Source organism: Paracoccus caeni (genome assembly GCF_016629665.1).
Classification (GTDB): Bacteria; Pseudomonadota; Alphaproteobacteria; order Rhodobacterales; family Rhodobacteraceae; genus Paracoccus; species Paracoccus caeni.
The window spans coordinates 171,264-194,968 of record NZ_JAEPRQ010000008.1; the positions used below are offsets into that span (position 1 = coordinate 171,264).

Annotated in this window: 22 protein-coding genes; 8 read left to right on the top strand and 14 right to left on the bottom strand. The window is 62.8% G+C overall.

Annotated elements, in window-relative coordinates; all coding sequences use genetic code 11:
- Window positions 1-42 precede the first annotated feature (42 nt).
- Window positions 43-516: an SsrA-binding protein SmpB gene (gene smpB, locus JJJ17_RS17450; RefSeq protein ID WP_200688756.1), complete on the top strand. Its 474-nt coding sequence runs from the start codon at window positions 43-45 to the stop codon at window positions 514-516.
- Here smpB and JJJ17_RS17455 read toward each other — a convergent pair.
- Genes JJJ17_RS17455 through JJJ17_RS17465 form a run of 3 tightly spaced genes read right to left on the bottom strand, consistent with a single transcriptional unit; the run spans window position 513 to window position 3,011 of the window.
- Complete coding sequence (locus JJJ17_RS17455) at window positions 513-1,163, bottom strand: response regulator transcription factor (RefSeq protein WP_200688758.1); 651 nt, start codon at window positions 1,161-1,163, stop codon at window positions 513-515. The genes smpB and JJJ17_RS17455 overlap by 4 nt on opposite strands.
- Complete coding sequence (locus JJJ17_RS17460) at window positions 1,099-2,544, bottom strand: sensor histidine kinase (protein WP_200688760.1); 1,446 nt, start codon at window positions 2,542-2,544, stop codon at window positions 1,099-1,101. Before JJJ17_RS17460 ends, JJJ17_RS17455 begins: the two co-directional genes overlap by 65 nt.
- Window positions 2,541-3,011: a hypothetical protein gene (locus tag JJJ17_RS17465; protein ID WP_234464167.1), complete on the bottom strand. Its 471-nt coding sequence runs from the start codon at window positions 3,009-3,011 to the stop codon at window positions 2,541-2,543. Before JJJ17_RS17465 ends, JJJ17_RS17460 begins: the two co-directional genes overlap by 4 nt.
- A gap of 477 nt (window positions 3,012-3,488) precedes the next feature.
- Here JJJ17_RS17465 and sseA point away from each other — a divergent pair, with 477 nt between their 5' ends.
- Complete coding sequence (gene sseA, locus JJJ17_RS17470) at window positions 3,489-4,343, top strand: 3-mercaptopyruvate sulfurtransferase (protein WP_200688762.1); 855 nt, start codon at window positions 3,489-3,491, stop codon at window positions 4,341-4,343.
- A 1-nt stretch (window position 4,344) separates the two neighbouring features.
- Window positions 4,345-5,526 (top strand): amino acid aminotransferase, encoded by a 1,182-nt coding sequence (locus JJJ17_RS17475; protein WP_200688764.1) that lies wholly within the window; start codon window positions 4,345-4,347, stop codon window positions 5,524-5,526.
- Between the two features lie 217 nt (window positions 5,527-5,743).
- Here the strand turns inward: JJJ17_RS17475 and JJJ17_RS17480 are convergent, their stop codons facing one another.
- The 3 genes from JJJ17_RS17480 to ubiA all read right to left on the bottom strand — a co-directional run bounded on the left by JJJ17_RS17480 (window position 5,744) and on the right by ubiA (window position 9,343).
- Window positions 5,744-6,073 carry a hypothetical protein gene (locus JJJ17_RS17480; RefSeq protein ID WP_200688766.1) on the bottom strand — a complete coding sequence of 110 codons (330 nt, stop codon included), beginning with the start codon at window positions 6,071-6,073 and terminating at the stop codon, window positions 5,744-5,746.
- A gap of 10 nt (window positions 6,074-6,083) precedes the next feature.
- A complete protein-coding gene (locus tag JJJ17_RS17485) occupies window positions 6,084-8,342 on the bottom strand; it encodes an OmpA family protein (protein WP_200688768.1) in 2,259 nt (752 codons plus the stop codon).
- A 62-nt stretch (window positions 8,343-8,404) separates the two neighbouring features.
- A complete protein-coding gene (gene ubiA, locus JJJ17_RS17490; RefSeq protein ID WP_234464168.1) occupies window positions 8,405-9,343 on the bottom strand; it encodes a 4-hydroxybenzoate octaprenyltransferase in 939 nt (312 codons plus the stop codon).
- Between the two features lie 12 nt (window positions 9,344-9,355).
- Here ubiA and JJJ17_RS17495 point away from each other — a divergent pair, with 12 nt between their 5' ends.
- Both JJJ17_RS17495 and JJJ17_RS17500 read left to right on the top strand, forming a co-directional pair.
- Window positions 9,356-10,075, top strand: coding sequence for a 16S rRNA (uracil(1498)-N(3))-methyltransferase (locus JJJ17_RS17495; protein WP_200688772.1), 720 nt, complete (start codon window positions 9,356-9,358; stop codon window positions 10,073-10,075).
- 191 nt (window positions 10,076-10,266) lie between these two features.
- Complete coding sequence (locus JJJ17_RS17500) at window positions 10,267-10,464, top strand: DUF1127 domain-containing protein (protein ID WP_200688774.1); 198 nt, start codon at window positions 10,267-10,269, stop codon at window positions 10,462-10,464.
- Window positions 10,465-10,543: 79 nt separating this feature from the next.
- Here the strand turns inward: JJJ17_RS17500 and JJJ17_RS17505 are convergent, their stop codons facing one another.
- The 7 genes from JJJ17_RS17505 to JJJ17_RS17535 all read right to left on the bottom strand — a co-directional run bounded on the left by JJJ17_RS17505 (window position 10,544) and on the right by JJJ17_RS17535 (window position 17,042).
- Window positions 10,544-11,437 carry a DMT family transporter gene (locus JJJ17_RS17505; RefSeq protein ID WP_200688776.1) on the bottom strand — a complete coding sequence of 298 codons (894 nt, stop codon included), beginning with the start codon at window positions 11,435-11,437 and terminating at the stop codon, window positions 10,544-10,546.
- Between the two features lie 343 nt (window positions 11,438-11,780).
- Window positions 11,781-12,653: a 50S ribosomal protein L11 methyltransferase gene (locus tag JJJ17_RS17510; RefSeq protein WP_200688778.1), complete on the bottom strand. Its 873-nt coding sequence runs from the start codon at window positions 12,651-12,653 to the stop codon at window positions 11,781-11,783.
- A complete protein-coding gene (gene msrA / locus JJJ17_RS17515; RefSeq protein WP_200688780.1) occupies window positions 12,650-13,228 on the bottom strand; it encodes a peptide-methionine (S)-S-oxide reductase MsrA in 579 nt (192 codons plus the stop codon). Before msrA ends, JJJ17_RS17510 begins: the two co-directional genes overlap by 4 nt.
- Before the next feature lie 95 nt (window positions 13,229-13,323).
- Window positions 13,324-14,220 (bottom strand): lytic transglycosylase domain-containing protein, encoded by an 897-nt coding sequence (locus JJJ17_RS17520; protein WP_234464169.1) that lies wholly within the window; start codon window positions 14,218-14,220, stop codon window positions 13,324-13,326.
- 27 nt (window positions 14,221-14,247) lie between these two features.
- The gene (locus JJJ17_RS17525; RefSeq protein ID WP_200688784.1) at window positions 14,248-15,111 is read right to left on the bottom strand and encodes a hypothetical protein; all 864 of its coding nucleotides are present in this window, start codon (window positions 15,109-15,111) and stop codon (window positions 14,248-14,250) included.
- A gap of 104 nt (window positions 15,112-15,215) precedes the next feature.
- A complete protein-coding gene (locus JJJ17_RS17530; RefSeq protein WP_200688786.1) occupies window positions 15,216-16,061 on the bottom strand; it encodes a L,D-transpeptidase family protein in 846 nt (281 codons plus the stop codon).
- A 318-nt stretch (window positions 16,062-16,379) separates the two neighbouring features.
- Window positions 16,380-17,042, bottom strand: a complete 663-nt coding sequence (locus JJJ17_RS17535; RefSeq protein WP_200688788.1) for an LTA synthase family protein — start codon at window positions 17,040-17,042, stop codon at window positions 16,380-16,382.
- A 256-nt stretch (window positions 17,043-17,298) separates the two neighbouring features.
- Between JJJ17_RS17535 and JJJ17_RS17540 the strand changes: the two genes are divergently transcribed.
- Both JJJ17_RS17540 and JJJ17_RS17545 read left to right on the top strand, forming a co-directional pair.
- On the top strand, window positions 17,299-18,954 hold the full coding sequence (locus tag JJJ17_RS17540) for an MFS transporter (RefSeq protein WP_200688790.1): 1,656 nt from the start codon (window positions 17,299-17,301) through the stop codon (window positions 18,952-18,954).
- 54 nt (window positions 18,955-19,008) lie between these two features.
- A complete protein-coding gene (locus JJJ17_RS17545; RefSeq protein WP_200688792.1) occupies window positions 19,009-19,749 on the top strand; it encodes an SDR family oxidoreductase in 741 nt (246 codons plus the stop codon).
- A 242-nt stretch (window positions 19,750-19,991) separates the two neighbouring features.
- Here the strand turns inward: JJJ17_RS17545 and JJJ17_RS17550 are convergent, their stop codons facing one another.
- Window positions 19,992-21,650, bottom strand: coding sequence for an NAD+ synthase (locus JJJ17_RS17550; RefSeq protein ID WP_200688794.1), 1,659 nt, complete (start codon window positions 21,648-21,650; stop codon window positions 19,992-19,994).
- Between the two features lie 129 nt (window positions 21,651-21,779).
- Between JJJ17_RS17550 and JJJ17_RS17555 the strand changes: the two genes are divergently transcribed.
- A complete protein-coding gene (locus JJJ17_RS17555) occupies window positions 21,780-23,246 on the top strand; it encodes an MORN repeat-containing protein (RefSeq protein ID WP_200688795.1) in 1,467 nt (488 codons plus the stop codon).
- Window positions 23,247-23,705 lie beyond the last annotated feature (459 nt).

Here is a 23,705-nt window from a genome sequence, read left to right on the forward strand (position 1 = left end):
TGGCCTTTACAGGTTGGCTTGCGACCCCTATCTAACCCCGTCATGGCCAAAGACAGCGACAACAAGAATTACAAGGTGATTGCCGAGAACCGTCGGGCGCGTTTCGATTACTTTATCGAAAGCGATCTGGAGGTCGGGATCATATTGATGGGCTCCGAGGTGAAAAGCCTTCGGACCGGCCAGTCGAATATTGCCGAAAGCTATGCCTCGGTCGAGGATGGCGAATTGTGGCTGATCAACGGCTATATCTCTGCCTACAAGCAGGCAGGCGTTTTCGGGCATGACGAGCGGCGCAGGCGCAAGCTGCTGGTGTCGCGGAAGGAACTGGCCCGGCTGTGGCAGGCCATCGGGCGCGAGGGGATGACGCTGGTGCCGCTGGTCATGTATTTCAACGACCGGGGTTTGGTGAAGCTGAAGATCGGCGTCGCCAAGGGTAAAAAGGTTGCCGACAAGCGCGAGACCAGCGCCAAGCGGGACTGGAACCGGCAGAAGCAGCGGCTGTTGAAGCAGGGTTAAGGTCGGTCGGGGTGTTCCTGTTCGCTGACCAGACCCATGGCGATGGACAGGCGCGCTGCATCGGCACGGTTGTTGATGTTCAGCTTCTTGTAGATCACCTTCACGTATTGGCTGACCGTATTCTCGGATATTTCCAGCTGTGCGGCGATTTCGCCCGTGCGTGAGCCGCGGCCAAGCAGAGCCAGCACCTGCGTTTCGCGTCGTGACAGGTGGACATCGGACGGGACCGGATCGCCGGTGGTCGTCATCCTGATCTTGCGGGCAAAGTTCAGCGCGCTTTCGATCTTGAGGTGAAGGATCTCCAGATCGACGGGCTTGACCAGATAGTCCACCGCGCCCGCGCGCAGGCCGGTCAATTGACGCTCGCGGTCGGACAGGGCCGTCAGGAAGATGAAGGCGGTTCTGGCGGGCAGGCTGTCGGTCGCAACCAGTTCTTCCAGCAGGCGAAAGCCGGTGCGGCCCGGCAGCATCACGTCGCAGATGACGATATCGGGATGAGATTCCTTGATGATCGCTTCGGCTTCGTTGCCGTTCATCGCAGTCAGGACAGTATAGCCACGCGCAGTCAGTTCCTCTTCGAGCTCATCGAGAAGGAACCGTTCGTCCTCGACGCAGAGGATCGTTGCGGAAGTCGGCGGCGGGGGCATTCAGTTTTTCCCTGCTGGCAGGAAACGATATAGTGAATCGAGACCCCTTACTTTCCTCGGATACACAATCAATCGAACCACCGTGCATGTCAACGATATCGCGGGCCAGGCTAAGGCCGACACCGATGCCGGGAAAGTGGTGGGCGTTGGAGGCACGGAAATACGGCTCGAAGATGGATGATCCGGCGCCTTCCGGAATGCCCATTCCTTCGTCGGAGATCGAGCACAGCACCTGCCCGTCCTCTTTGCGCAGCGAGACGGTGATGACCGATGGCGCATCCGAATATTTGACCGCGTTCGACAGGATATTGATGAAAACCTGTTCCAGCAGGATCGGATCGGCCTCGGCCTCGATGATCTGGTCGCTGGCGTCCAGCACGAAGTTTCTGTCGGGATAGGCCAGCCGGGCCTGTTCGACCGCGCTGGCAACGAGGTGCTGGATATCGACCTGCCTGCGGGCAAGGGTGATGTCCTTGCCTTCGGCGTTGGCCGCGACAAGGAAGTTGTCAAGGATACGGTCCAGCCGCACCGCCGCCTCGAAAATCCGCGAGAACTTGGTTCTGAGCCGCTCGGTAAGGCTGTCATCCTCGGTCCGCAACTGACGCTGCGCGATCATGTGGATAATCGAAACCGGTGTCCGAAACTGATGCGCGACGGTGACGATGAAGCTTTTATAAACCTCTTTCGCCTTACGTTCTGTGCTGAGAGCGTCTCTTAACTCTCTTGTGCGGATGGAAATCGTGGATTCGAGGCTGTCGCGATGTTGGGCAAGCTCATCCTGCGTGCGGATCGCGCGGCGCATGTTCCGCCATAGCAAAGCCGCCATGATGACGCCGGACAGAAATGCGCCGACCGCGCCCAGAAGCAGCAACTGCACCACGCTGACTTGCCGTTCGCGGCGCTCCAGCCGGTCGGCGCGCTCGCCCGTTGCGGTGCTGAAACTCAACTGCCGGAGGTTCTTCAGCATCTGCGTCAGGCGTGTGCTTTGCCCAACGATTGCCGCCGTATCGGGATCGTCCGCGAAGATGATATGGTCCATCTCGACCATATCGGCGGCGACCTTGCTCAGAAGCGGGGTCACATCGAATTCGTGGAAATAGTTCAGTTTTGGCAAATCGATCAGAAGGTCGATGCGCGAATACAGAATCTCGAACTGTAATTGCACGTCGTCTATCGTGCTGCGATGCAATTCCATGTCGTGCAGGGCCAGCAACAGGGCCTGTGCCTCGCGTTCGGCCTGTGTTGCCGCCCACACATTCGATTCCGCCAGATCGTTCCGCAGCTCCTGATTGATCTGCACAAGCTGGAACAGAGAGTAGCCAAGCAGAACCACAAAGCTGCAGATGGTCAGAACGGCAAGAATCGGTCCACTGCGTCTCATGGAAGAATTGTGATCCGCATCAGTTGCCAGACCCATCTTTCATCGGTGATCCGGTCCTGCAGCTCGGGGACATCATCACGAGGATAGACCACCCAAAGCGGTCCCTTATCGCGGACACGCATCAGGCTTCCATCCATTTCGCGGGCCAGGATGACATCGTAATCCCAGGCGTCGCTGGCGGGCATGGTGACCATGAAATCATTCAGCGCCAGCAACTGGATTTCGTGATCATAGACATCATCGCGCTGAAGCCCTTGGCCCAGCAGAATGTCGCGCAGCAGCGGGCCGCGGAACTGCCGCTGCCCTTCAGTCCAGATCGTGTGGGTGTCGATCTGAAACCATTCCAACGCCTTAAGATCGGGATCGGAAAATTCTCTGACGCTGCCATCTGCATCAACGACGGTCAGGATCGGTTTGCTCTGCGCCGAGGCGGTTTCGGCAAATGCACCAAGCGCAAGCGCGGACATTGTGGCCGCTGCAAAGGCGCGCCTCGAAAGGTTCGGGGATCGGGTCAGGAGAGGCATTTTGGTCACCAAGCATGGTTCAGGGAAAGTATGACGCGCGGGTGGTCTTCACCACCCGCGCGGGCAACACATGCACTACCTTATGGGTAAACCCCAAATACTCTTTAATATCGCCTCATCCTGAACCGGTGAGGAAGCCGTGTCTTGATCGATGATCAACCCAGGCAAGTTTGGTATCGCATGCCCCGCGCGTCACGCACATTCCCCAAAACAGGGGAATACAGCTTATGCATATCATGCAAAAAGTCACGCGAAATCGAGTGGTTGTGTTATATCTATGGTTGTGTGGCACCGGCACGAATGGTCGGATTTGAGAAATAGCCTAAATTCACTGAGATCTTCGCGGCCTGCGAGACGCTACCAGCATTGCAAGGGCTTCTCTTGCCGGATAAAGCGGGTCCGCATCATACGGAGGGCCCCATGCAGGACGATCCGAAAACACTGGTCTCGACCGAGTGGCTGGCGGCGCATCTGAAGGATCCCGACCTGAGGATCATCGATGCAAGCTGGCATATGCCCGCCACCGGGCGCGATGGTCGCAGCGAATACAACGACGCCCATATTCCCGGCGCGCGATTCTTTGACATCGACGAGATCGCGGACAAGCGCTCGAGCCTGCCGCATATGGCCCCGCAGACCGAGCTGTTCATCAGCCGCATGCGCGCCATGGGCATTGGCGATGGTCATCAGGTGGTGATCTATGACAATGCCGGAACCCGCAGCGCCGCGCGCGTCTGGTGGACCTTCCGGCTGATGGGCAAGACCGATGTTGCCGTGCTGGATGGCGGTTTCGCCAAATGGCAGGCCGAAGGCCGCGAGATCGAGGATATGCCGCCGATCATGCGTGATCGTCATATCACCGTGCAGCGTCAGGCCGGGCTGGTCCGTGACGTGACGCAGGTGGCGGCGGCAAGCAAGCTGGGCGATTACCAGATCGTCGATGCGCGCGCGCCCGAGCGTTTTCGGGGCGAAGCGCCCGAACCGCGCGAGGGGCTGCGGTCCGGCCATATTCCCGGCGCGAAGAATCTGCCCTTCGGCAAGCTGTTCAACGATGACGGCACGATGAAAGACCCCGATGCCATCAAGGCCGCGTTCGAGGCCGCCGGGGTGGATCTTGCAAAGCCGGTCATCACCTCCTGCGGCAGCGGCGTTACCGCTGCGATCCTCAGCCTTGGGCTGGAGCGGATCGGCCACAGAAACCACTCTCTCTACGACGGAAGCTGGACCGAATGGGGCAGCTTCCCGGATCTGAATATCGCAACCGGAGACGCCTGAGATGCTGTCCAACCTGAAACCGCAAGCCCCCGACAAGATCCTGATGCTGATCGAGGAATTCAAGGCCGATACCCGTCAGGGCAAGATCGACCTTGGCGTCGGCGTCTATAAGGACCCGCAGGGCGTCACCCCGGTCATGCGCGCGGTGAAGGCGGCAGAGCAGCGGATTTGGGAAAGCCAGACCACCAAAGCTTATACCGGGCTGGCCGGCGAGGCGGATTACCGCAATGCCATGGCGCAGATGGTGCTGAAGGATGTGCCGACGGATCGGCTGGCCTCGTTGGCGACGGTCGGCGGCACCGGCGCGATCCGGCAGGCGCTGGAGCTGGCGCGGCTCGCGAACCCGGATTTCACGGTCTATGTGTCCGACCCGACATGGCCGAACCATCTGTCGATCATGAAGTTCATGGGCGTGCCTTTCGTCGAATATCGCTATTTCGACAATGACACGCGCGGCGTCGATTTCGCGGCGATGAAGGAAGACATCGCCAAGGCCAAACAGGGCGATATCGTCCTGTTGCACGGCTGCTGCCACAACCCGACCGGCGCCAACCTGACGCTGGCGCAGTGGGAAGAAGTCGCGGAAATTCTTGAAAAATCCGGCGCGGTTCCGCTGATCGACCTGGCTTATCAGGGCTTTGGCGACGGGTTGGAGGAAGATGCCGCGGCGACGCGGTTGATTGCCAAGCGCCTGCCGGAAGTGCTGATTGCGGCGTCCTGCAGCAAGAACTTTGGCATCTATCGTGAACGGACGGGCATCCTGTTCGCGCTGGCCGAAAACAGCGCGGCGCGGGATTTGTCGCAGGGATCGATGGCCTATCTGAACCGGCAGAACTATTCGTTCCCGCCGGATCATGGGGCGCGGATCGTTTCGACCATCCTGACCGACGAGGCGCTGCGCGCGGACTGGGCGGCGGAGCTGGAAGAGGTGCGCAACTCGATGCTGGGGCTGCGGGCGCAGCTGGCATCGGAACTGCGGGATCTGTCGGGCAGCGATCGCTTTGATTTCATTGCCGAACATCGCGGGATGTTCTCGCGCCTCGGTGCGACGCCGGAGCAGGTGGCGAAGCTGAAATCCGAAGCGGCGATCTATATGGTCGGCGATTCGCGGCTGAACATTGCCGGTCTGAACAAGGATACGGTGCCGGTTCTGGCCCGGGCGATCATCGACGCCGGGATCTGAACAGGACTGACGAAAACAAGGGCGGCGGGCCGGTGGGCGCGCCGCCTTTTTTCATGCGCAACACCTTGCGGGCGTTGCAATCGGTATTTGTGCAACGGAGATGTCGCAAGAGCGCGTCAGGGTCAACAAATGCTCGGGTTTTGGCTGCACAGGGCGTCCACCGCGGGTGCACAGGTTGTGCACAGCCTGTACACCGCTTGCGCGCGTTGCGCCGGGCTCAGCGGCGGGCGAGGCGCTTTTCGATATAATCGCGCAGTTCCTCGACCTCGGTGCGGCTTTCGCGCAGCCCCTCCATCGCGACCTGCAATTCGCCCTCGGCCTCGGTGAGGCGGGCGTTAAGCGCTGTTTCGCGCTCGCGCAGCGCGGTCAATGCGTCGTCACGCTGTTTCTCGGTGTCGTGCAGCTTTTCCGCCAGATGATCCAGATCGGTCATCGAGGCCGGGGAAGAGCGGAACAGCCGGTGAATGATCCAGCTTGCCAGCCAGCCCAGCACGAAGACTGCGAAGAGGATGATGGCGGTGACGGTGATGAATTCGGTGCGGTTCATGCGGTCGTGTTCATTCGGTCTGATCGGGGTCTTCGGCGGCGCTGATGTCACCGGGTCGGGGCGAGGGGCGCGGCGTGTCTTCGTCCGGGGTCTGGACCGGCAGCGTAATGTTTTCCTCGCGAACGTCCAGCGGCAGAAATTCCTCACTGGCGCCAACCATGGCCGGTGGCACCTGCCCCGAGCGGATCTCGAACGGCAGAACCGGACCCTGCATCTCTTCCTCGGCCTCGACCGGCTCGCTGATCGCATCGAAGGCGGCAGAGCTGGCGGCGCGAAGGATCGTCGTCTGATCCGGCTGCATGGTGTCTGGCTGCGGCTGCATCGGCCCGATCAGGGTGGTCAGCTCTTCACTGGCCGCTGCATCGACAGGGGGTGCCGCAGGGCCGATTTCCGGCGCAACGGTGGTGCCGGTGATGGTGACAGGCGCTGGCAGCGGTTCGTTGCGGACCGGATGGGTCGAGAGCAGGCGGAATTCGATCCGGCGATTCTCTTCGCGGCCTTCTTCGGTCTCGTTGGTGGCGATGGGCTGGCTTTCGCCATAGCCGCGCGAGGTCATGTTGGACACGTCGATCCCGGCCTCACGCATGGCAGTAACCAGCGCCTGCGCCCGGCCACGGGACAGGTCGGCGTTGAAACCCTCTGACCCCTGCGAATCGGTGTGGCCGCCCGCCTCGATCTGGAAGGTCGAGCATTCGGTCATCACCTGAGAGATGCGGTCGAGGGTCGGGGCGGGGTCGCCGGCGATGGCCGCTTTCGACGGTTCGAAGCCGATTTCGGTTTCGGACATGATGATATTCAACTGCTGCACACAGCCCGGCCCGTCCGGCAGATCAAGCGCCGGGTCCAGATGACGGTCATAGCGGATCGACAGTTCATAGGGCGCGCCAGCCCCAAGACGGGCCGCAAGCCGCGCTGCTGCGGCCTCGGTCGCGGCAGGGTTGCCAGAAGTCCCCGAGAGGCGGATCACCTCGGGCGTGACCTGCACGGAGCCTGCGTTCAGTTCGTCCAGCGCCTCAAGCGCGCCGATGACGCTGACGGTCCAGCCGCTGGGTACGGTGTCGTCATTGGTCAGCCCGCTTTGGACCGAGGCGAAGCGGGATTTGGCGATGCTGTCCACGGCTTCGCGCATCCGCGCGCCGGGGATGCGGCCGCGCATGGTCAGGGACTGATCCTCGGCCAGGGTGGCGGTGAATTCGACCGGGCCTTCATCGGCCTCGGCTTCGGGCCGGGTATGGTCGGCGTGAAGCGAGAAGACCGGCGGCAATTCCTGTTGCAGCTTGTCCACCGCGCTGCGGAATGTCTCATCCGGGACCGAGGCAGGCGCGGTCAAAGCGATGTCGGCATCGGACAGGGTCACGGTGCCTTCGCCCATGGCGGCGATTGCCCCGATGGCTGCGACGGCGCCATCGGCCCAGTGCGGGGTGGGCGCGCCAAGGCCCAATGTGCAGCCCGGAATGCCATCGATGCCAGCGGCATTGGCGGCGGCAAGGATACGGTCGCGGCCTTCCTCGTTATCGGCGGCGCAGGCATCGAAGCGGGCGCCGTTCTCGTCGATCAGGAAGCGCAGGGTGAAAGGTGAGATGACCGGACGCGGGGCCGAGATGTCGGTTTTCAGGGTAACGCCCGCAGGCAGGCTGCGTTGCAGCGCGGTTTCCAGCCGTCCCTTTTCGTCGCGGCTGTCGGTGATGGCCGAGACGGTGACCGCCCCCGGCTCGATCGAGATTTTGGCGCGCGGGGCCATTTGCGCCGCGCCGATGCCGAACTGCACCGCCGTCTGCCAGTTCTCGGGCATCTGATGGTCGGCGGTTTCCAGGAGGTCGGTGATCTGCGGTGCTGCCGTTTCATGGCGCAGCGCACGGATCAGGGCGTCGCGGTCGCTGGCCGCCGGGATCAGGCCGATGACCGAGATGCCGTCATCGTTGCGCAGCAGTTCGATCTTGAAGGCCGGGGGCGTCAGCGCCTCGGCCGAGGTGACGCTCATCGCATCGACGATGCGGCTGGAATCGACCGCGGTGCCTGCGGTGCTGACGGCGCGAAAGCGGTCAACCTCGGTCGGTGCGGTGCCGGTCAGGCGGACCTGAAGCCCGTCGGTGGTGACCGTGACCCAGTCCTTGCCAGCCGCCTGCAGTGCCGCCGCGACTTCTTCGCGAGAGCGTTCCTCGATGAAGCCAGCCGCAGCATGCGCGCCGAACCAGCATGCTCCGCCTGCTGCTGCAAGGGTCAGGAGCGTTGCAAGCGAGGTCGTAAGCTTGCTGCGGGATGATGCCATGGGGGACGCGCTTTCGGCAGTTCAGGATGGCTTGATCTAGCGATGTGCCGTCGTTGGCGCAATCAGGCCAGACCGGCAAGCGCAAGAAACAGCGCAAGGATCAGCCCGGCATCGCGGTTTGATCGGAACAGGCGCAGCGCGATATCCCCTTGATAGGGCTGAAATTTCGTCAACTGCCATGCCAGATGCGCGGCAAAACCCGCAAGTCCGGTATAGGCTATCAACAGATTGCGACCCGTCAGTGAGATGGCAATCGCCAGAAGCGCGACCGCGAGGATACCGAAGATCCGCAGGTATCGGGCGCTGTCATCACCGAAGAGGCGCGCGGTGGATTTGACGCCGATCAGGGCGTCGTCCTCGACATCCTGATGGGCATAGATGGTGTCGTAGAAGATGGTCCAGGCGATGCCTCCCAGCCATGCGACGGCGGGGGCAAGGTCCACGCGGCCCATATGCGCCGCATAGGCCAGAAGGACGCCCCAGTTGAAGGCGAAGCCCAGAAAGACCTGCGGCCACCATGTGAAGCGTTTGGCGAAGGGGTAGATCGCCACCAGCGCCAAGGACCCGACGCCCAGCCAGATCGCCGTGCTGCCCAGTGTCAGCAAGATCAGAAAGCCGACCAATGCCTGTGCGATCATCCAAAGATAGGCCGTGCCCAGCGTCACCTGACCCGAAGGCAGCGGGCGGGACTGTGTGCGGGCGACCTGTGCATCGATGTCGCGGTCGGTGATGTCGTTCCATGTGCAGCCCGCACCGCGCATGACCAGCGCGCCGATGCCGCAGGCGATGACGATCCAGAGGTCGAACCATCGCGGTGCGTCATACATCATTGCAAGGCCCACGCCCCACCAGCAGGGCAGCAGCAGCAGCCATGTTCCGATGGGCCGGTCGGCGCGGCTCATCCTCAGCAGGGGTCTCCATGCCGGGGGGGCGTAGCGGTCCACCCAGTTTCCCTGTGGGGCGTCGCTGACTGTCTCTGGCCTTTCGGTCGGGATTTTCATAGGTCTGGCCTCATGGCAAGGATCAGGCTGTTCATAGATCACCCATTGGCTGCGGGACAACCCGTCCCGCTTGAGCCTGCGCAGGCGCATTACCTGTCGGGGGTGATGCGGCTGAAGGCGGGCGAGGTGATCGCGGTCTTCAACGGGCGCGAGGGTGAATGGGCGGCGCGGATCGTCGAGGCGGGGAAGCGCGGCGGTTCGCTGGAACTGATCGAGCAGACCGGGCCGCAGCGTGATCCGCCGGATCTGTGGCTGATCTTTGCGCCGATCAAGAAAGCGCGGACCGATTTCATCGTCGAAAAGGCGGCAGAGCTTGGCGTGTCGCGGATTCTGCCGGTGCAGACCGAATTCACAAATTCCGAACGTATCCGGCAGGATCGTTTGCAGGCACATGCCGTTGAGGCGGCCGAGCAATGCGGAGGCACCTTTGTCCCACGGGTCGATGATCTGGTTCCGTTGGCGAGGTTGCTGGACGGCTGGGACAGCGCACGGCGAATCCTGTGGGCCGATGAAGCGATGGCGGGACCGGCCGAGACGCTGGCCGGTTTGCCAGAAGGGCCATGGGCGATCCTGATCGGGCCGGAGGGCGGTTTTTCGGAAACGGAACGCAAGCGACTCGGGGGGTTAGCGCAGGTGAGTCGCATTTCTCTGGGCCCGCGAATCTTGCGCGCTGATACGGCTGCCGTAACGGCAATCAGCCTGTGGCAAAGTGCCCTTGGCGACTGGCGCTGAGGTTTGCTGGCGAAATACGACATGGCGTGTCGTAAATGCGACTTTTATATATACTAAGCCTCTCTAAATAATGCAGAAATCGCATATCGGCTTTGCCGGGCGCATGGCTACTCTTTGCTAAGTGCCCGATCTATATCCCTGTTCATGATGAAACCGCCCAATGATCGGGCATTTAGAAAACAGGTGATGCTATGTCGACGATCGAAACGAACCGCAGCGAGTTTGCTGTCGGAGGCGTTGGCAATGTCGTCGCGAAGCTCTTCTCGCTGCTGACCGTGTGGAACGATACCCGCGTGACGCGTCGCGAGCTGAGCCGCCTCTCGGATCGCGAACTGGACGATATCGGTCTGGTCCGTGGTGATATCGAGCGGATCGCCCGCGGCTTCTAAGCCATCGCCATCTGTATGAACGAACCCCCGAAGCGGTCGCAGCGGGGGTTTTTTCATGTCTGCCGTCCGGCGCGGCTGTTCAGGATCTGGGGCGCACCGCCTCGGCCCGGACGTTGAAATAGTTGCCGCCAAGGATCAGCGCGGCGCCAAGGATGACGGCAAGGCCCAAAGGTTCGTCATAAAGGACCATGCCGACCACGGCGACGACCGGCAGGCGCAGGAAGTCGAAAGGCATGACCAGCGTGGCAGGCGCCACGCGAAGCGCGCGGGCGATGCAGAAATGCGCGCCAAGGCCGGTGATGCCAAGGATGCCAAGCCATGGCAGCGCCTGTGATGACGGCAGGGCGATGTCGCCATCGATCCCGGCGGCGATAAAGCCAAGCGCTGTCTGCATCACCACCATCCACCACAGGATCGCCAGCGTCGAGGTGACGTTGGTCAGCCGTTTGGTGACGATATAGGTCAGCGCGAAGCCCACCGCACACAAGGCGGCAGAGATCAGCCCCGGCGTGATCGGCGCGGCACCCGGCTGCGCCACCATCAACGCCCCGGCAAAGCCTGCGGCGGCGGCGATGCCACGGGTCCGGGTCAGACGCTCGCCCAGAAAGAAGGGCGACAGCACCAGCACCCAGAGAGGCGCGGTAAATTCCAGCGCAAAGACCTGTGCCAGCGGGATGGTGAAGATGGCGAAGAACCAGAAATTCTGCGCGGCGAAATGGATCAGGTTGCGGGTCAGGTGCAGACCGAGATGATCGAAGCTCGCGGCTTGCCAGTCGCGTCGCAGGACGATGATCGCCCCGATGATCACGATCCCGATGGCCGAGCGGTAGGCCAGCAGTTCGAATGTGTCCAGTTCAAGCGAGACCTCGCGCCCGGCGACCGCCATCAGGGTGAAGGCGGCAACCGCGCCCATCATCCATGCGGCTGCAATCAGGGGCTGCGTCCCCTCGGTCGGGTTTGTCTCGGCTGTCATGCGTGCGTCCTCCGCAGGGCCAAGGGTTAGGCGAGACTTGCAGGATATGCAATTGCTGGTGGGGTGATGATCCTTGCTGGATTTGTCCCGCGACGAATCCGGTCGCGCCTGCCTGCGTGGTGAAGGTTGAGCGCCCGCCCGGAATCAAGTCGCCCCTGGGCGACGCCGGGCAGTGCACAGCCGCCCCCCGGCTGGGCACTTTGGTGAGGTCACGCGCCACAGAAATGTTGGGCGGGATGGTACAATAAACCGCCATGCACGGCTGTTGCATGTGCCCATCCGCGGCTGTTCACCGCCCTCTGCCCGGAGTGTCAGCGGTCAAGAAGCCTAGGCTAAGTCGGGTTTACCCGTTCCGCGTCAGCGTCAGCGCCGACCATTCGTCCAGATCGTCGCGGTGATCCAGCGTGAAGCCGCGGTCGCGATAGACGCCGATCACCTCTTCGGCCTGCGTCGTCAGGATGCCCGACAGGATGATCTTGCCGCCCGCCGAGACATGACGGGCCATATCCGGCGCGAGGTCGATCAGCGGCTGTTTCAGGATGTTCGCCAAGACCAGATCATAGGGCGCATTGTCGTCCAGCATCGGATGATCGAACCCCGCCGCCTCGATCGACACGACCCGCCCGTTCAGCCCGTTGGCGATGACATTGGCGGCGGCGGTATCGACGGCCACGGCATCGATGTCGCTGGCAATCACCGTGACCGGCCACAGCCGCGCAGCAGCCATCGCCAGAACGGCGGTGCCGCTGCCGATATCGGCGATGCGGTGGGCCTGATAACCCTCGGTCGCGATCCGGTCCAGCGCTTCAAGGCAACCCTTGGTGGTGTTGTGATGGCCGGTGCCAAAGGCCATCGCGGCCTCGATACACAGGGCCTCGACGCCTTCGGGCACCTTGTCGGCGTCATGGCTGCCATAGACGAAAAAGCGGCCCGCCCGAACTGGCGTCAATTCGCGGCGGACATGGGCGACCCAGTCCACATCCGGCAATTCCGAGATAGCAAAGGGGTTCGCGCCAAAGGCCGTGGCCAGCAGGGTCAGCGCGATCTCGTCCGGTGCTTCGGTGAAATAGGCTCCGACTTCCCACCTGCCCGAACCGTCCTCGATCTCGAAGACGCCGGTGCCTACGGGTTCAGGCTCCAGATCCTCGCAGGCTTCGGCAAGGGCTTCGGCGGCCTCGCGGCCATTCAGATGGGTCAGCGCGGAATAGGTGGTCATGCAAGGGAATCCCGGTTGGATAGCGAAGGCTCTACCCCCGTGCCCTGCAACTCGCAATGCTGATCCGGGTTCTTCTGCAGATATTGCTGATGCGCCTCGGGGCCGGGCCAGAACCGGCCTTTCGGGACGATCTGCGTGGTGATCTTGCCAAAGCCATCCACCGCCAGCCGGTTGTCATAGTCGATCTTCGACGCCTCTGCCGTCGCGAACTGGCTGTCATTCATCGCCATGATCAGGCTGCGATACTGGCTACCCACATCCTCGCCCTGACGGTCGCCCTCGGTCGGGTTGTGGTTCTGCCAGAACAGTTGCAGCAGGTGATCATAGCTGATCAGCGCGCTGTCATAGACCACGCGAACCACCTCGGCATGGCCGGTATCGCCTGCCTTGACCTGTTCGTAGGTCGGGTTTTCGGTCGTGCCACCGGCAAAGCCCACTTCGGTCAGCCAGACGCCTTTCTGCTGCCAGAACAGCCGCTCCGCACCCCAATAGCAGCCCATACCGAAGATCGCCTGATCGAAGCCATGGGGGATGTCCGCGTCGATGGGACGGTTGAAGATCGCATGTGTGGTCATCAGGGCACCTTTCATCGTGGACAGGCTAAACGCGGAAGTGCGGTGGTCGGTTCGATGACGGGGCAGGGGATCGGCGACGGCATCGCCGGCCAGGATTAGTTGCGCAGGACGATGCAGCGGCCACCCAGACGGCGCAACTGGGCGCAGAAGGCATTGGCCTCGGAGCGGCTGTCATAGCCGACCTGTGCGGTGAAGACGGCGTTTGGCATGCCGCGCATCCGTTTTCTGACATAGCCGACGCGGCGGTCGCCGAGGATCGGGCGAAGTGTGCGGTTCAGCCGGGCGACCTGCTGGGCGGCGCCGGACTGGCTGCGGTGGCTGGCGACGATCACGCCCCAGGGCGAGACCGGAGGTTGAGTGATGAACTCTCGCAACTGACGGTCGCCTGCCAGTTTCTCGCAGGCGGGGCGGAAGTCCATGTCGGGCTGCAATGCCAGTTTCAGATCGCCCTCGACCGGGGGATTGTCGCGCCAGTGCAGGGCATCGACGCCGGTGATGGATTCCACATAGTCCAGCGTCTCGTAGGGCAGGTTGGTCTGCATCGCGATAAACCGGGCGGCGCGGTTTTCGCCGCCGTTATAGGCCACCGCCGCCAGACCGATATTGCCGAACGTATCGGCCAGGTAGCGCAGATACCACGCCGCCTTGTGGATCGCCTGCGCCGGATTGAAAGGGTCGTCGAGGTAATAGAGATCGGCAGTCCCCGGCATGAACTGGGCAATGCCAAGCGCGCCGACCGGACTGACGGCGCTTGGTTCGAACCGGCTTTCCTTCCACAGCAGGCGGGCAAGGAAATGCGGGTTCAGGCTGCGCTCGGCCGCGTTGCGTTCGATCAGCTTGCAGACATCGGCGGCATAGTGATCCAGCCGGATACAGTCGCGGCCATCATCGGTGCAGCGCAGCGTCTCGGACTCGCGGGTCGGGGGGTAGCCGTAATAGGCGTCAACTGCCGGACGCGCGGCGGCCTGCCCGCAAAGGGCGAGAAGCAGCAACAAGGCAGGCAGAAGGTGCGGCACAGGTCAGGACTTGGATTTGGACTTGTCGGCTTTTGGTTTGTCGGATTTTGGCTTCGCGGCTTTCGACTTGGCCGGATCGGCGGCCTGACGTTCAGCTTTGCGGGCGACCTTGTCCGCAGCCTTGGCGGCCTTCTTTGCAGCCTTGCGGGCGGCCTTCACAGCCTCTTTCTCGGCCTTGCGGACAGCTTTGCGGGCTTCCTTCTCGGCGACATTCGCCGCTTTCTTGGCCGCTTTGCGCACGGCTTTCTTCCGGGCCTTCTCATCCTCGGCACTGACGGTGGTGACGGGAGCGGGCGCTGCGACAGGTGCGGGTTGGGCAGCCTTGGGCTTGCGCGGCGCGGGCTTCGGTTTTGCCGTTTCCGCCGCGCTGGCCGGTTTTGGCTGCGTGGCGACGGTTTCGGATACGGCAGTGGCAGGCTTGACCGCCTTGGCGACGCGGCGCGAGCCGGTGCGGAGGTCGGGTTTGCGTGTCTCGGCCTTGCTGCGCCCGGCGGGTTTGCGCGCTGGAGAGGCGGGCTTGCGCTTGGCCGCGGGCTTTGCGGCGGGTGTTCCGGTCTTCTCGGTCGCGGTCGCAACCGGCTTCAGGCCACGCTTGCGACGTTCGCCATGAGCGCGGCGAAGCGCCGCCGTCAGAATGTCCGCAGCCAGCTTCTGACCATCCGCGCCAACCGGACCTGCCTCGGCCACCGCAGACTGAAGGCGACTGATCAGACTGAAGAGCCCGGCCTCATCCAGATTGCCAAGCGCCGGTTGCCGACTGTCAGCCGTCAGCGCCAGTTGATCTGCATTCAGCAATTGCTGTTCGAGCTTGCTATAGTTCGGCATCGCTTCACCCCGGCGCATGGCCATGAAAATCTGCCCGGACATTGGTTAAATTTTTCGGTCATTGCAATTGAGAAAGGCTCCGCGCGGGGCGGAGCCTTTCATTCCTTGGTACCATGGCGCCGTTTCCGGGCACATGGCCGCAGGTCTTAGCGCACAGCGCTTTCGACAGGCGAGATGCCCGAAGCGGTCGTCACCGTCGTCACCGGCACCGAATTGGCGCTGGTCGTGGTGAAGGCGGCGCTTGCAGCCGGATCGGCGACCTGCAGCGAGGGCGCGTCATTGGCCGGAACCACATAGCCTTCCGGCGTCTCGATCATGCGGCCTTCCAGACGCAGACTTTCCTCGGGGCTGCGGACCTTCACGGCGGTGCCGATATTGGTCTGTTCGAACAGGTCCATGATGTCCTGGTTGAACAGACGGATACAGCCAGCCGAGGTGGCCTTGCCGATCGAGGACGGGTCCATGGTGCCGTGGATCCGGTAATAGGTGTCCTGCCCGTTACGATACAGATACAGCGCGCGCGAGCCCAGCGGGTTGTTGATCCCGCCCGGCAGACCGCCTGCGAACTGCGCGTAAAGCTCTGGCTCGGTGCGGATCATGTTCTGGGTGGGCGTCCAGCCCGGCCAACGCCGCTTCAACTGAATGGTGCCGCTGCCGGCAAAGCCGGTGCCTGCACGGCCCACCGCCACGCCAAAGCGCGTCGCCTGACCGCCCGGCTGCACGTGATACAGAACGCGCGCATAGGGATCGACGACGATCGTGCCCGGACCCTCCGGCCCGTTATAGGGCACGGTCTGGCGCTGGTTGCGGTCGTTCAGATAGGCGGCGCGGACAGCCGGAATATCGACAGGTTCGCCGTTCGGCCCCTGATCGACACGGGCCTGATAGATGCCGGGAATGGTCGGGGGCGTTGCGAGGGGCGAGCTCGTGGTGGTCGGACCGCATGCGGCCAACCCCAGGGCCAGCGCCGTGAACAGGGAAGCGAGGCGCATCTTAAGTTTCCTTTTCAGTGTCAGGTCACGCCTGAGGGCGACGCGCCAGACAGCTCATCATCGTTTTCATCGCAGGCGGCAGGACCGGCGACGATTCGGGCAGGGTTTCATCAGCCTGTTACAATCGGCAGGCGTCAACCCTTCCTCAGCCATTCGAGTTTCCAGCGCCGTAACCCATGTGGCAACACGGCGCCAGTCACATCAAAGTCAGATGCGATCGAAACGATCGCGTGTTGTTCCGGTTGCATCACCTTGCCTCTGCCAGCCACCGGGCGATGCAATCGCGCAACAGAGCTGCGCGCAACAGAGGCGCGGGGATCACACTCGAATTTCGCTATGTCGGCGATAGGTGCGCGCCCAGCCCGCGCCGATTTGTGTGGCGCTTGCGGTTGCGATCGCCACCAGACAGGCCGGAGCGGCGAAGTTGCGGTAGAAGTAGTAATGCGCGCCCATGTCTTTCGCGATATCAGCGACATATTGCGGGATCGGCCGACCGACCCCGAAGGATATCGCGGCCAATGCCACATGCATCAGAAGCAGCATCAGACCAGCGCGCCACCAAATTCTCCGGATCACAGTGATTTTCGATGAAATCAGCACCAGCGGCGGCGACATAAAGGCCACGCCGATCAGCGCCATGACGACCAGCCCGATCTTCACATCGTGCCGGGCATAGGCCGGGTTCTTCGTCGCGATGCCGCCGAACCACGCAATCGACATGCATAGCGCGATGATCAGCAGCGCAGCGAATGTGGTGGCAAGCAGTGTCGGGGCAGAAGGTCTGGCGCCCATGGCGAAGACCATTCCGGCGGTCAGCGCACCCGGCAGCGCGAAAAGCAGGGTGCAGATCAGGGCGATCTGTCCGAAGGAGCGGGGATAGAAAAGATAGGTCTGGACTATATCGACATCGAAACTGATCAACGCCCAGACTGCTGCGGTCACGACAAGCCAGACAAGAAATGCGGCGATAGTGTCCTTCATTCGCAAATTTCCTTCGATCAAATAACTCGCGATACCGGGCGATGCTGACCGCTTGCCGGATATGCTGCGGCAGTCGGTATCAGTCGATACCCCGCGTCGCAATCGGGCAGCACCGGATCGCTTTGTAAGTGACTGATGTGGCGGCGTTCGCAACTTATCGCCGGGCAGGATCGGGGTCCGCAGGCATCCCGGCCGGTCTGGTTGTATCCGGCAACGGGGCTGGCTAGTCTGGCGCGAAAGCGCAGCAGGCAACATCGTGACCCAGTCAGACGCTCCGGCCAAACCGCCCTCTTCGGCCCTCGCGCCATTCCGCTATCCCGATTTCAGGATTTTGTGGAGCGCGACTTTGGTGTCGAATTTCGGCGGGCTGGTGCAGGCGGTCGGCGCGGCCTGGTTGATGACGCAACTGACCAGCAGCGACACATTGATCGCACTGGTTCAGGCGTCGAACACCTTGCCGATCATGCTCTTGGCGCTGGCCTCGGGGGCGTTGGCGGATATCTTCAATCGCCGGGCGATCCTGTTATTCGCGCAGATTTTCATGGCGGTGATCTCTACTTTGCTGGCGGTCGTCGCGTGGCAGGGGTTGCTGACGCCGTGGCTGCTGTTGATCTTTACCTTCCTGATCGGTGCGGGGCAGGCGCTGTATAACCCGCCATGGCAGGCCAGCATGGGCGATCTGGTGCCGCGCGCCGATCTGCCTGCGGCGGTGACGCTGAATTCGGTGGGCTTCAACCTGATGCGCAGCGTCGGCCCGGCGGCGGGCGGCTTTATCGTCGCAGCTTTCGGGGCGGCGGCGGCGTTTTCCGTCAACGCGCTCAGCTATGTGCCGCTGCTGGGCGCCTTGTTCCGCTGGAAACCTCCGGTGACGCCACGCACCGCGCCGCCAGAGGCTTTCATTCCCGCCGTGGGGGCCGGGCTGCGCTATGTCATCCTGTCGCCGAACCTGATGCGGGTGATCCTGCGCGGCGCGCTGTTCGGCTTTGCCGCCGTTTCGGTGCTGGCGTTGCTGCCGCTTGTGGTGCGAGAGCATGAGAATGCGGGCTCGCTGCTTTTTGGTGGATTGCTGGGGTGCTACGGCATCGGCGCAATCATCGGGGCGATGCTGAACCCGCGGATCCGGGCGCGGCTGCAGAACGAGAACGTGGTGCGGCTGGCCTTTGCGGGCTTCGCCGTCGCGGCGCTGATCCTTGGGCTGACCGACAATGTCTGGCTGCATGCGCTGGCGATGCTGCCTGCGGGCGCATCATGGGTGTTGGCGCTGTCGCTGTTCAATGTGACCGTGCAACTTTCGACGCCCCGGTGGGTCGTGGCGCGAGCGCTGGCGTTTTATCAGACGGCGACCTTTGGCGGCATGGCGACGGGATCGTGGATCTGGGGCACGGTGTCGGGTCTCTATGGCGTGGATACGGCGCTGAACATCGCGGGCCTGTTCCTTCTGGCCGGGGCGATTGTCGGCTTCTGGTTCAAGGTGCCAGAGTTCGGAACGGCGGATCTGGACCCGGTGAACCGTTTCCGCGAACCGGCGCTGCGGCTTGATCTTCGCGGGCGGTCGGGGCCGATCATGGTGATGGTGGATTACCGGATCGCGCAGAAGGACGTGCCTGAATTCCTGCGCCTGATGCAGCAACGCCGGGGCATCCGCCGCCGCGACGGCGCGCGCGGCTGGGCGCTGCTGCGCGATCTTGAGCACCCGGACCTGTGGTCGGAAAGTTATCACATCGCGACCTGGGACGAATATATCCGCCACAATATGCGCCGCACCAAATCGGATGCCGAGGTCGCGGTTCAGTTGCGTGAATTGCATCAGGGCGAGGGCGACCCGCTGGTCCACCGCATGATCGAGCGGCACAATGTCGATCAAAGCGACGACATGCCCCTGCTGGGCAAGATCGAAGTGCCGGGAACCTGATCTCTTGCGCCTCGGATGCTATCTGCCAGATTGGGCCCGACCGAGGAGAAGAGCATGAGACTTCAGGACAAGATCGCCATCGTCACGGGCGCAGGCTCGGGCTTTGGCGCGGGGATCGCACGGAAATTCGCAGCCGAGGGTGCGCGGGTCGTCGTCGCCGATATCAACGAGGCCGCGGCGCGTGAAATCGCGGACGACATCGGCGGGCTGGCGGTGGCCTGCAACGTGGCCGATGCGGAAAGTGTCGCGGCGCTGACAGCCGCGACCATCAACGGATATGGCCGGATCGACATTCTGGTCAACAACGCCGGTGTGACGCATTTGCCTGCGCTGATGGAAGAGATCTCGGAAGAGGATTTCGACCGAGTTATCGCAGTGAACTGTAAATCGGTCTATCTGATGGCGCGCGAGATCGTGCCGGTGATGAAAGCAGCCAAGACCGGCGCCATCATTAACATTGCCTCGACAGCGGGCGTTTCGCCGCGCCCCCGGCTGAACTGGTACAACGCCTCGAAAGGCTGGCTGATCACCGCCACCAAGGCCATGGCGGTCGAACTTGCGCCGTTCGGCATCCGGGTCAACGCCCTGAACCCGGTCGCGGGTGAAACGCCGCTGCTGAAAAGCTTCATGGGCGAGGACACGCCCGAGATGCGGGCGAAATTCCTGTCCACGATCCCGATCGGTCGCTTCTCGACCCCCGAGGATCTGGGCAATGCCGCCTGTTTTCTTGCCTCGGATGAGGCATCGATGATCACCGGGGTGGCAATGGAAGTCGATGGCGGACGCTGCATCTGACCCTGCCGCCGGGGGTTTCACACCCCCGGACCCCCGTGGGATATTTGCGGACCAATGCAGAATGAAAAACGCCTCATCCCCGCGAAGGAATGAGGCGCCTGCTTCGGTCACGGTCATCGGCGTCCCCGCCTGTACCGTAAGACGGGCATAACACCCGTTCGTTAAGAAAGCCCTAATGCCCCTGCATTGGTCCCAAAATATCCCGGGGAGTCGCCGAAGGCGGCGGGGCGGAGCCCCTTCTTCTACAGCTTGTCGCGCCAGCGATTGACCAGCGGATAGCGCCGGTCCAGCCAGAAAGCCTTGGTTGAGATGCGCGGGCCGGGGGCGGCCTGATAGCGCTTCCATTCGCTGCCATAGAGCAGCTTTTCGACCTTCTGGACCGTCTGGGCGTCAAAGCCCTGCGCAACCAGATCCTTCAGCGCCAGATCCTTTTCGACCAGCCCTTCAAGGATCGCGTCCAGCACCTCATAGGGCGGCAGCGAATCCTCGTCCTTCTGGTCGGGACGCAGTTCGGCTGAAGGCGGTTTCGAGATGATCTGCGGCGGGATCACCTCGCCTTGGGGGCCAAGCATCCACGGGCGATGGTTCAGGTTGCGCCAGCGGCAGGTCTCGAACACGCGGGTCTTGTAGAGATCCTTGATCGGGTTATAGCCGCCCGCCATGTCGCCATAGATCGTGGCATAGCCGACCGCGACTTCGGATTTGTTGCCGGTGGTCAACAGCATCTCGCCAAACTTGTTCGAGATCGCCATCAGCATAACCCCGCGCAGACGGGACTGGATGTTTTCCTCAGTGATGTCGGGGCTGGTTCCAGCCATCAGATGGGCCAGCGCGCCTTCAACCGCGTCGCGGGCGCCGTCGATCTTGACCGTGTCCAGCCGCACGCCCAGCCGGGTCGCGCAATCGGCGGCGTCGTCGAGGCTGCCTTGCGAGGTATATTCGCTGGGCAGCATCACGCAGCGGACGTTGTCGGGGCCGATGGCGTCAGCGGCGATGGTTGCGACCAGCGCGGAATCGATGCCGCCCGACAGGCCAAGGACCACCTTACGAAAGCCGGATTTGCGCAGGTATTCGCGCAGGCCCAGCGTCATTGCCTGATAATCCTGTTCCCATTCATCGGGTTGGGGAACCATCAGCCCCGGCTCGGCCCGCCAGCCTTCGTCGCTGCGGGTGAAATCGACATGGGCGATGGCTTCCTCGAAGGGCGGCAATTGCACGACCTTCTTGCCACCGGGGTTCAGCACGAAGCTGGCGCCGTCATAAAGCTGATCATCCTGACCGCCGACCATATTGACATAGACCAGCGGCAGGCCGGTCTCGACCACGCGGCCGACCATGTGGCCCATGCGCAGGTCCAGCTTGTTGCGGTGATAGGGGCTGCCATTCGGGACGATCAGGATCTCTGCGCCGGTTTCGGCCAGCGTTTCGGCCACGTCGGGATACCAGCTATCCTCGCAAATAGGCGAGCCGATCCGGGCATCCGCCACGGTATAGGGGCCACTGATCGGGCCGGATTTGAACAGCCGCAATTCGTCGAAAAGCTGCTCATAGGGCAAATGATGCTTCAGCACCCGCGCGATCAGCTTGCCATTCTTGAAGACCCAATAGGCGTTGTAAAGCTTGTCGCCATCCCGCCACGGGCCGCCGATGCCGATGGCCGGGCCGTCGGTGCAGCTTTCGCCAAGCGCGGCGATCTCGGCCTCGGCATCGCGGACGAAGGCGCGTTTCAGCACCAGATCCTGCGTCTGATAGCCGGTGATGAACATCTCCGGCAGCGCCAGCATATCGGCACCTGCCTCGCGCGCGGTCTCCCACGCCTGGCGGGCCTTGGCGGCATTGCCGGGCAGATCGCCCACGGTCGCGTTCAGCTGCCCGATTGTCAGGCGGAAACGGTCGGTCATGGTTTGCCCCTGTTTCTGGTGCTCTCGTGATAGGGGAAGCTGTCGAAAAGGAAAAGTCGGGCTTTGCGCATTGCGGTCTGCTGCGTTAGACCATTGGCAAAACACGTGTGCTGGCGAGGGTGCAAGGTAATGAAGGTGACAAGACGGGCAGGCGCGCTTGCGCTGGCGCTGATCGCGGCGGTGACGACCGCGGATGCACAGGTCATCACCAAGCAATACGATGACGGAGGGGTCTATGAGGGCACCTTCCGCAACGGCCGTCAGCACGGTCAGGGCAGCTATACCCTGCCCAGCGGCTATCGCTACGAGGGCGATTGGGTCGATGGCCAGATTCTTGGTCAGGGCAAGGCCACCTTCCCCAATGGCTCGGTCTATGAGGGGCAGTTCCGGGCGGGCAAGCCGAATGGCGAAGGCAAGATCACCTATTCCGATGGCGGCACCTATGAGGGCGATTGGGTCGAGGGTGAGATCACCGGCGAGGGCGTGGCGAAATATGCCAATGGCAGCACCTATTCCGGGCAGTTCGCGAAGGGGCTGCATCAGGGGGTCGGCGTGCTGACGCAGCCCAACGGCTACCGCTACGAGGGCGACTGGAGCCGGGGCGTCAAGGAAGGGCAGGGCAAGATCACCTATCCCGATGGCGCCACCTATGAGGGCAGCATGCTGGCCGGGCAGCGCGCCGGCAAGGGCAAGCTGACCATGGCTGACGGCATGAGCTATGACGGCATCTGGTCTGCCGGGCAGATGGCGGGCACCGGCGTGTTGATGCAGGCCTCGGGCGATCGCTACGAGGGGCAGATGCAGAATGGCCGCCGTCAAGGGCAGGGCGTTGCGACCTATGCCAATGGCGATGTCTATGACGGACAGTTCAGCGCGGATCGCCGCCATGGTCAGGGCACGTTCACCGGCACCGACGGTTATGTTTACAAGGGCTCTTGGGTCGAGGGCCGGATGGAGGGTCGGGGTGAGATCACCTATCCCGACGGCTCGGTCTATCAAGGGCAGATGAATGCCGACCGCCCGCACGGGATCGGCAAGATCACCTATCCTGACGGCTCGACCTATGAGGGAGAATGGCAGGCGGGCGTCATTCAGGGCGACGGAAAAGCCTCTTATGCCAATGGGATGGTCTATGAAGGCGGGTTCCGCAATGCCCGGAACGAGGGGCAGGGGCGGATGACCTATCCTGACGGTTACGTCTATACCGGCGCCTGGCATGAAGGGCAGCGCCATGGCGAGGGGCAGGCGACCTATCCCGATGGCACCGTCTATACCGGCGGCTTCGTCAATGGTCTGCGCGCGGGCAAGGGCAAGCTGACCGCGCCGGGCGGCTTCATCTATGAAGGCGAGTGGAAGGATGGCGAGATCGACGGCAAGGGCGTTGCGACCTATGCCAGCGGCGATCAATACGAGGGCGAGTTCGAGGCCGGGAAGATGCAGGGGCAGGGCGTGATGCGCTATGCCAGCGGGCAGGTGGCCGAGGGCGAGTGGGAGGATAACCGGCTGATCGATGGTGAGGGCGGAGATGATGCCGGGCAGCAGGCGTTGCCAGAGGCGCAGACACCGCAGATCCCATCCGAAAGCGGGAACGGCTGACGCCGTAAAAAGGCGCGCAACACCGATCGGGCGCTGCTTGCGGCGCAGTTGCAACGGGGTGACGGGCGGAGGCTTGGAAAGCCCTGCATTTGCTGGCGATGATCCTGCACAGGGCGTGCACTGTCGGTGCACCGGATATGCACAGACTGTACACAGCTTGCGAGCGTTGCGCGCCGATGACCGGGCCGCGAGCGTGGGTCAGGTCATCGATGCGAAGAGTCCATCGCGGACACTTGGGCAGTCCGCAGCACGGCGTAGCTCTTGGCTGGCGCAGCGGCGGGAGCGGCCCCTCTGCGGACGCTCACCCGGTCACGATGCAGCTTCGCCGCGTTCCGTACAGCCGCCGTTCGCCTGCATCACAGTACGAACTCGGCCCAAATGTCAGATATGCGTCTGGCGACCGATCTGAATTCTGGGAGCTTACAATCTCTGCTCATCATAAGTGCGGCGGCGTTCCCG

Excerpts from the sequence above, each read along its gene's own strand:
- smpB (WP_200688756.1), top strand. The coding sequence starts at position 43 with ATGGCCAAAGACAGCGACAACAAGAATTACAAGGTGATTGCCGAGAAC.
- JJJ17_RS17455 (WP_200688758.1), bottom strand. The coding sequence starts at position 1,163 with ATGCCCCCGCCGCCGACTTCCGCAACGATCCTCTGCGTCGAGGACGAA.
- JJJ17_RS17460 (WP_200688760.1), bottom strand. The coding sequence starts at position 2,544 with ATGAGACGCAGTGGACCGATTCTTGCCGTTCTGACCATCTGCAGCTTT.
- JJJ17_RS17465 (WP_234464167.1), bottom strand. The coding sequence starts at position 3,011 with ATGTCCGCGCTTGCGCTTGGTGCATTTGCCGAAACCGCCTCGGCGCAG.
- sseA (WP_200688762.1), top strand. The coding sequence starts at position 3,489 with ATGCAGGACGATCCGAAAACACTGGTCTCGACCGAGTGGCTGGCGGCG.
- JJJ17_RS17475 (WP_200688764.1), top strand. The coding sequence starts at position 4,345 with ATGCTGTCCAACCTGAAACCGCAAGCCCCCGACAAGATCCTGATGCTG.
- JJJ17_RS17480 (WP_200688766.1), bottom strand. The coding sequence starts at position 6,073 with ATGAACCGCACCGAATTCATCACCGTCACCGCCATCATCCTCTTCGCA.
- JJJ17_RS17485 (WP_200688768.1), bottom strand. The coding sequence starts at position 8,342 with ATGGCATCATCCCGCAGCAAGCTTACGACCTCGCTTGCAACGCTCCTG.
- ubiA (WP_234464168.1), bottom strand. The coding sequence starts at position 9,343 with ATGAAAATCCCGACCGAAAGGCCAGAGACAGTCAGCGACGCCCCACAG.
- JJJ17_RS17495 (WP_200688772.1), top strand. The coding sequence starts at position 9,356 with ATGGCAAGGATCAGGCTGTTCATAGATCACCCATTGGCTGCGGGACAA.
- JJJ17_RS17500 (WP_200688774.1), top strand. The coding sequence starts at position 10,267 with ATGTCGACGATCGAAACGAACCGCAGCGAGTTTGCTGTCGGAGGCGTT.
- JJJ17_RS17505 (WP_200688776.1), bottom strand. The coding sequence starts at position 11,437 with ATGACAGCCGAGACAAACCCGACCGAGGGGACGCAGCCCCTGATTGCA.
- JJJ17_RS17510 (WP_200688778.1), bottom strand. The coding sequence starts at position 12,653 with ATGACCACCTATTCCGCGCTGACCCATCTGAATGGCCGCGAGGCCGCC.
- msrA (WP_200688780.1), bottom strand. The coding sequence starts at position 13,228 with ATGACCACACATGCGATCTTCAACCGTCCCATCGACGCGGACATCCCC.
- JJJ17_RS17525 (WP_200688784.1), bottom strand. The coding sequence starts at position 15,111 with ATGTCCGGGCAGATTTTCATGGCCATGCGCCGGGGTGAAGCGATGCCG.
- JJJ17_RS17530 (WP_200688786.1), bottom strand. The coding sequence starts at position 16,061 with ATGCGCCTCGCTTCCCTGTTCACGGCGCTGGCCCTGGGGTTGGCCGCA.
- JJJ17_RS17535 (WP_200688788.1), bottom strand. The coding sequence starts at position 17,042 with ATGAAGGACACTATCGCCGCATTTCTTGTCTGGCTTGTCGTGACCGCA.
- JJJ17_RS17545 (WP_200688792.1), top strand. The coding sequence starts at position 19,009 with ATGAGACTTCAGGACAAGATCGCCATCGTCACGGGCGCAGGCTCGGGC.
- JJJ17_RS17550 (WP_200688794.1), bottom strand. The coding sequence starts at position 21,650 with ATGACCGACCGTTTCCGCCTGACAATCGGGCAGCTGAACGCGACCGTG.
- JJJ17_RS17555 (WP_200688795.1), top strand. The coding sequence starts at position 21,780 with ATGAAGGTGACAAGACGGGCAGGCGCGCTTGCGCTGGCGCTGATCGCG.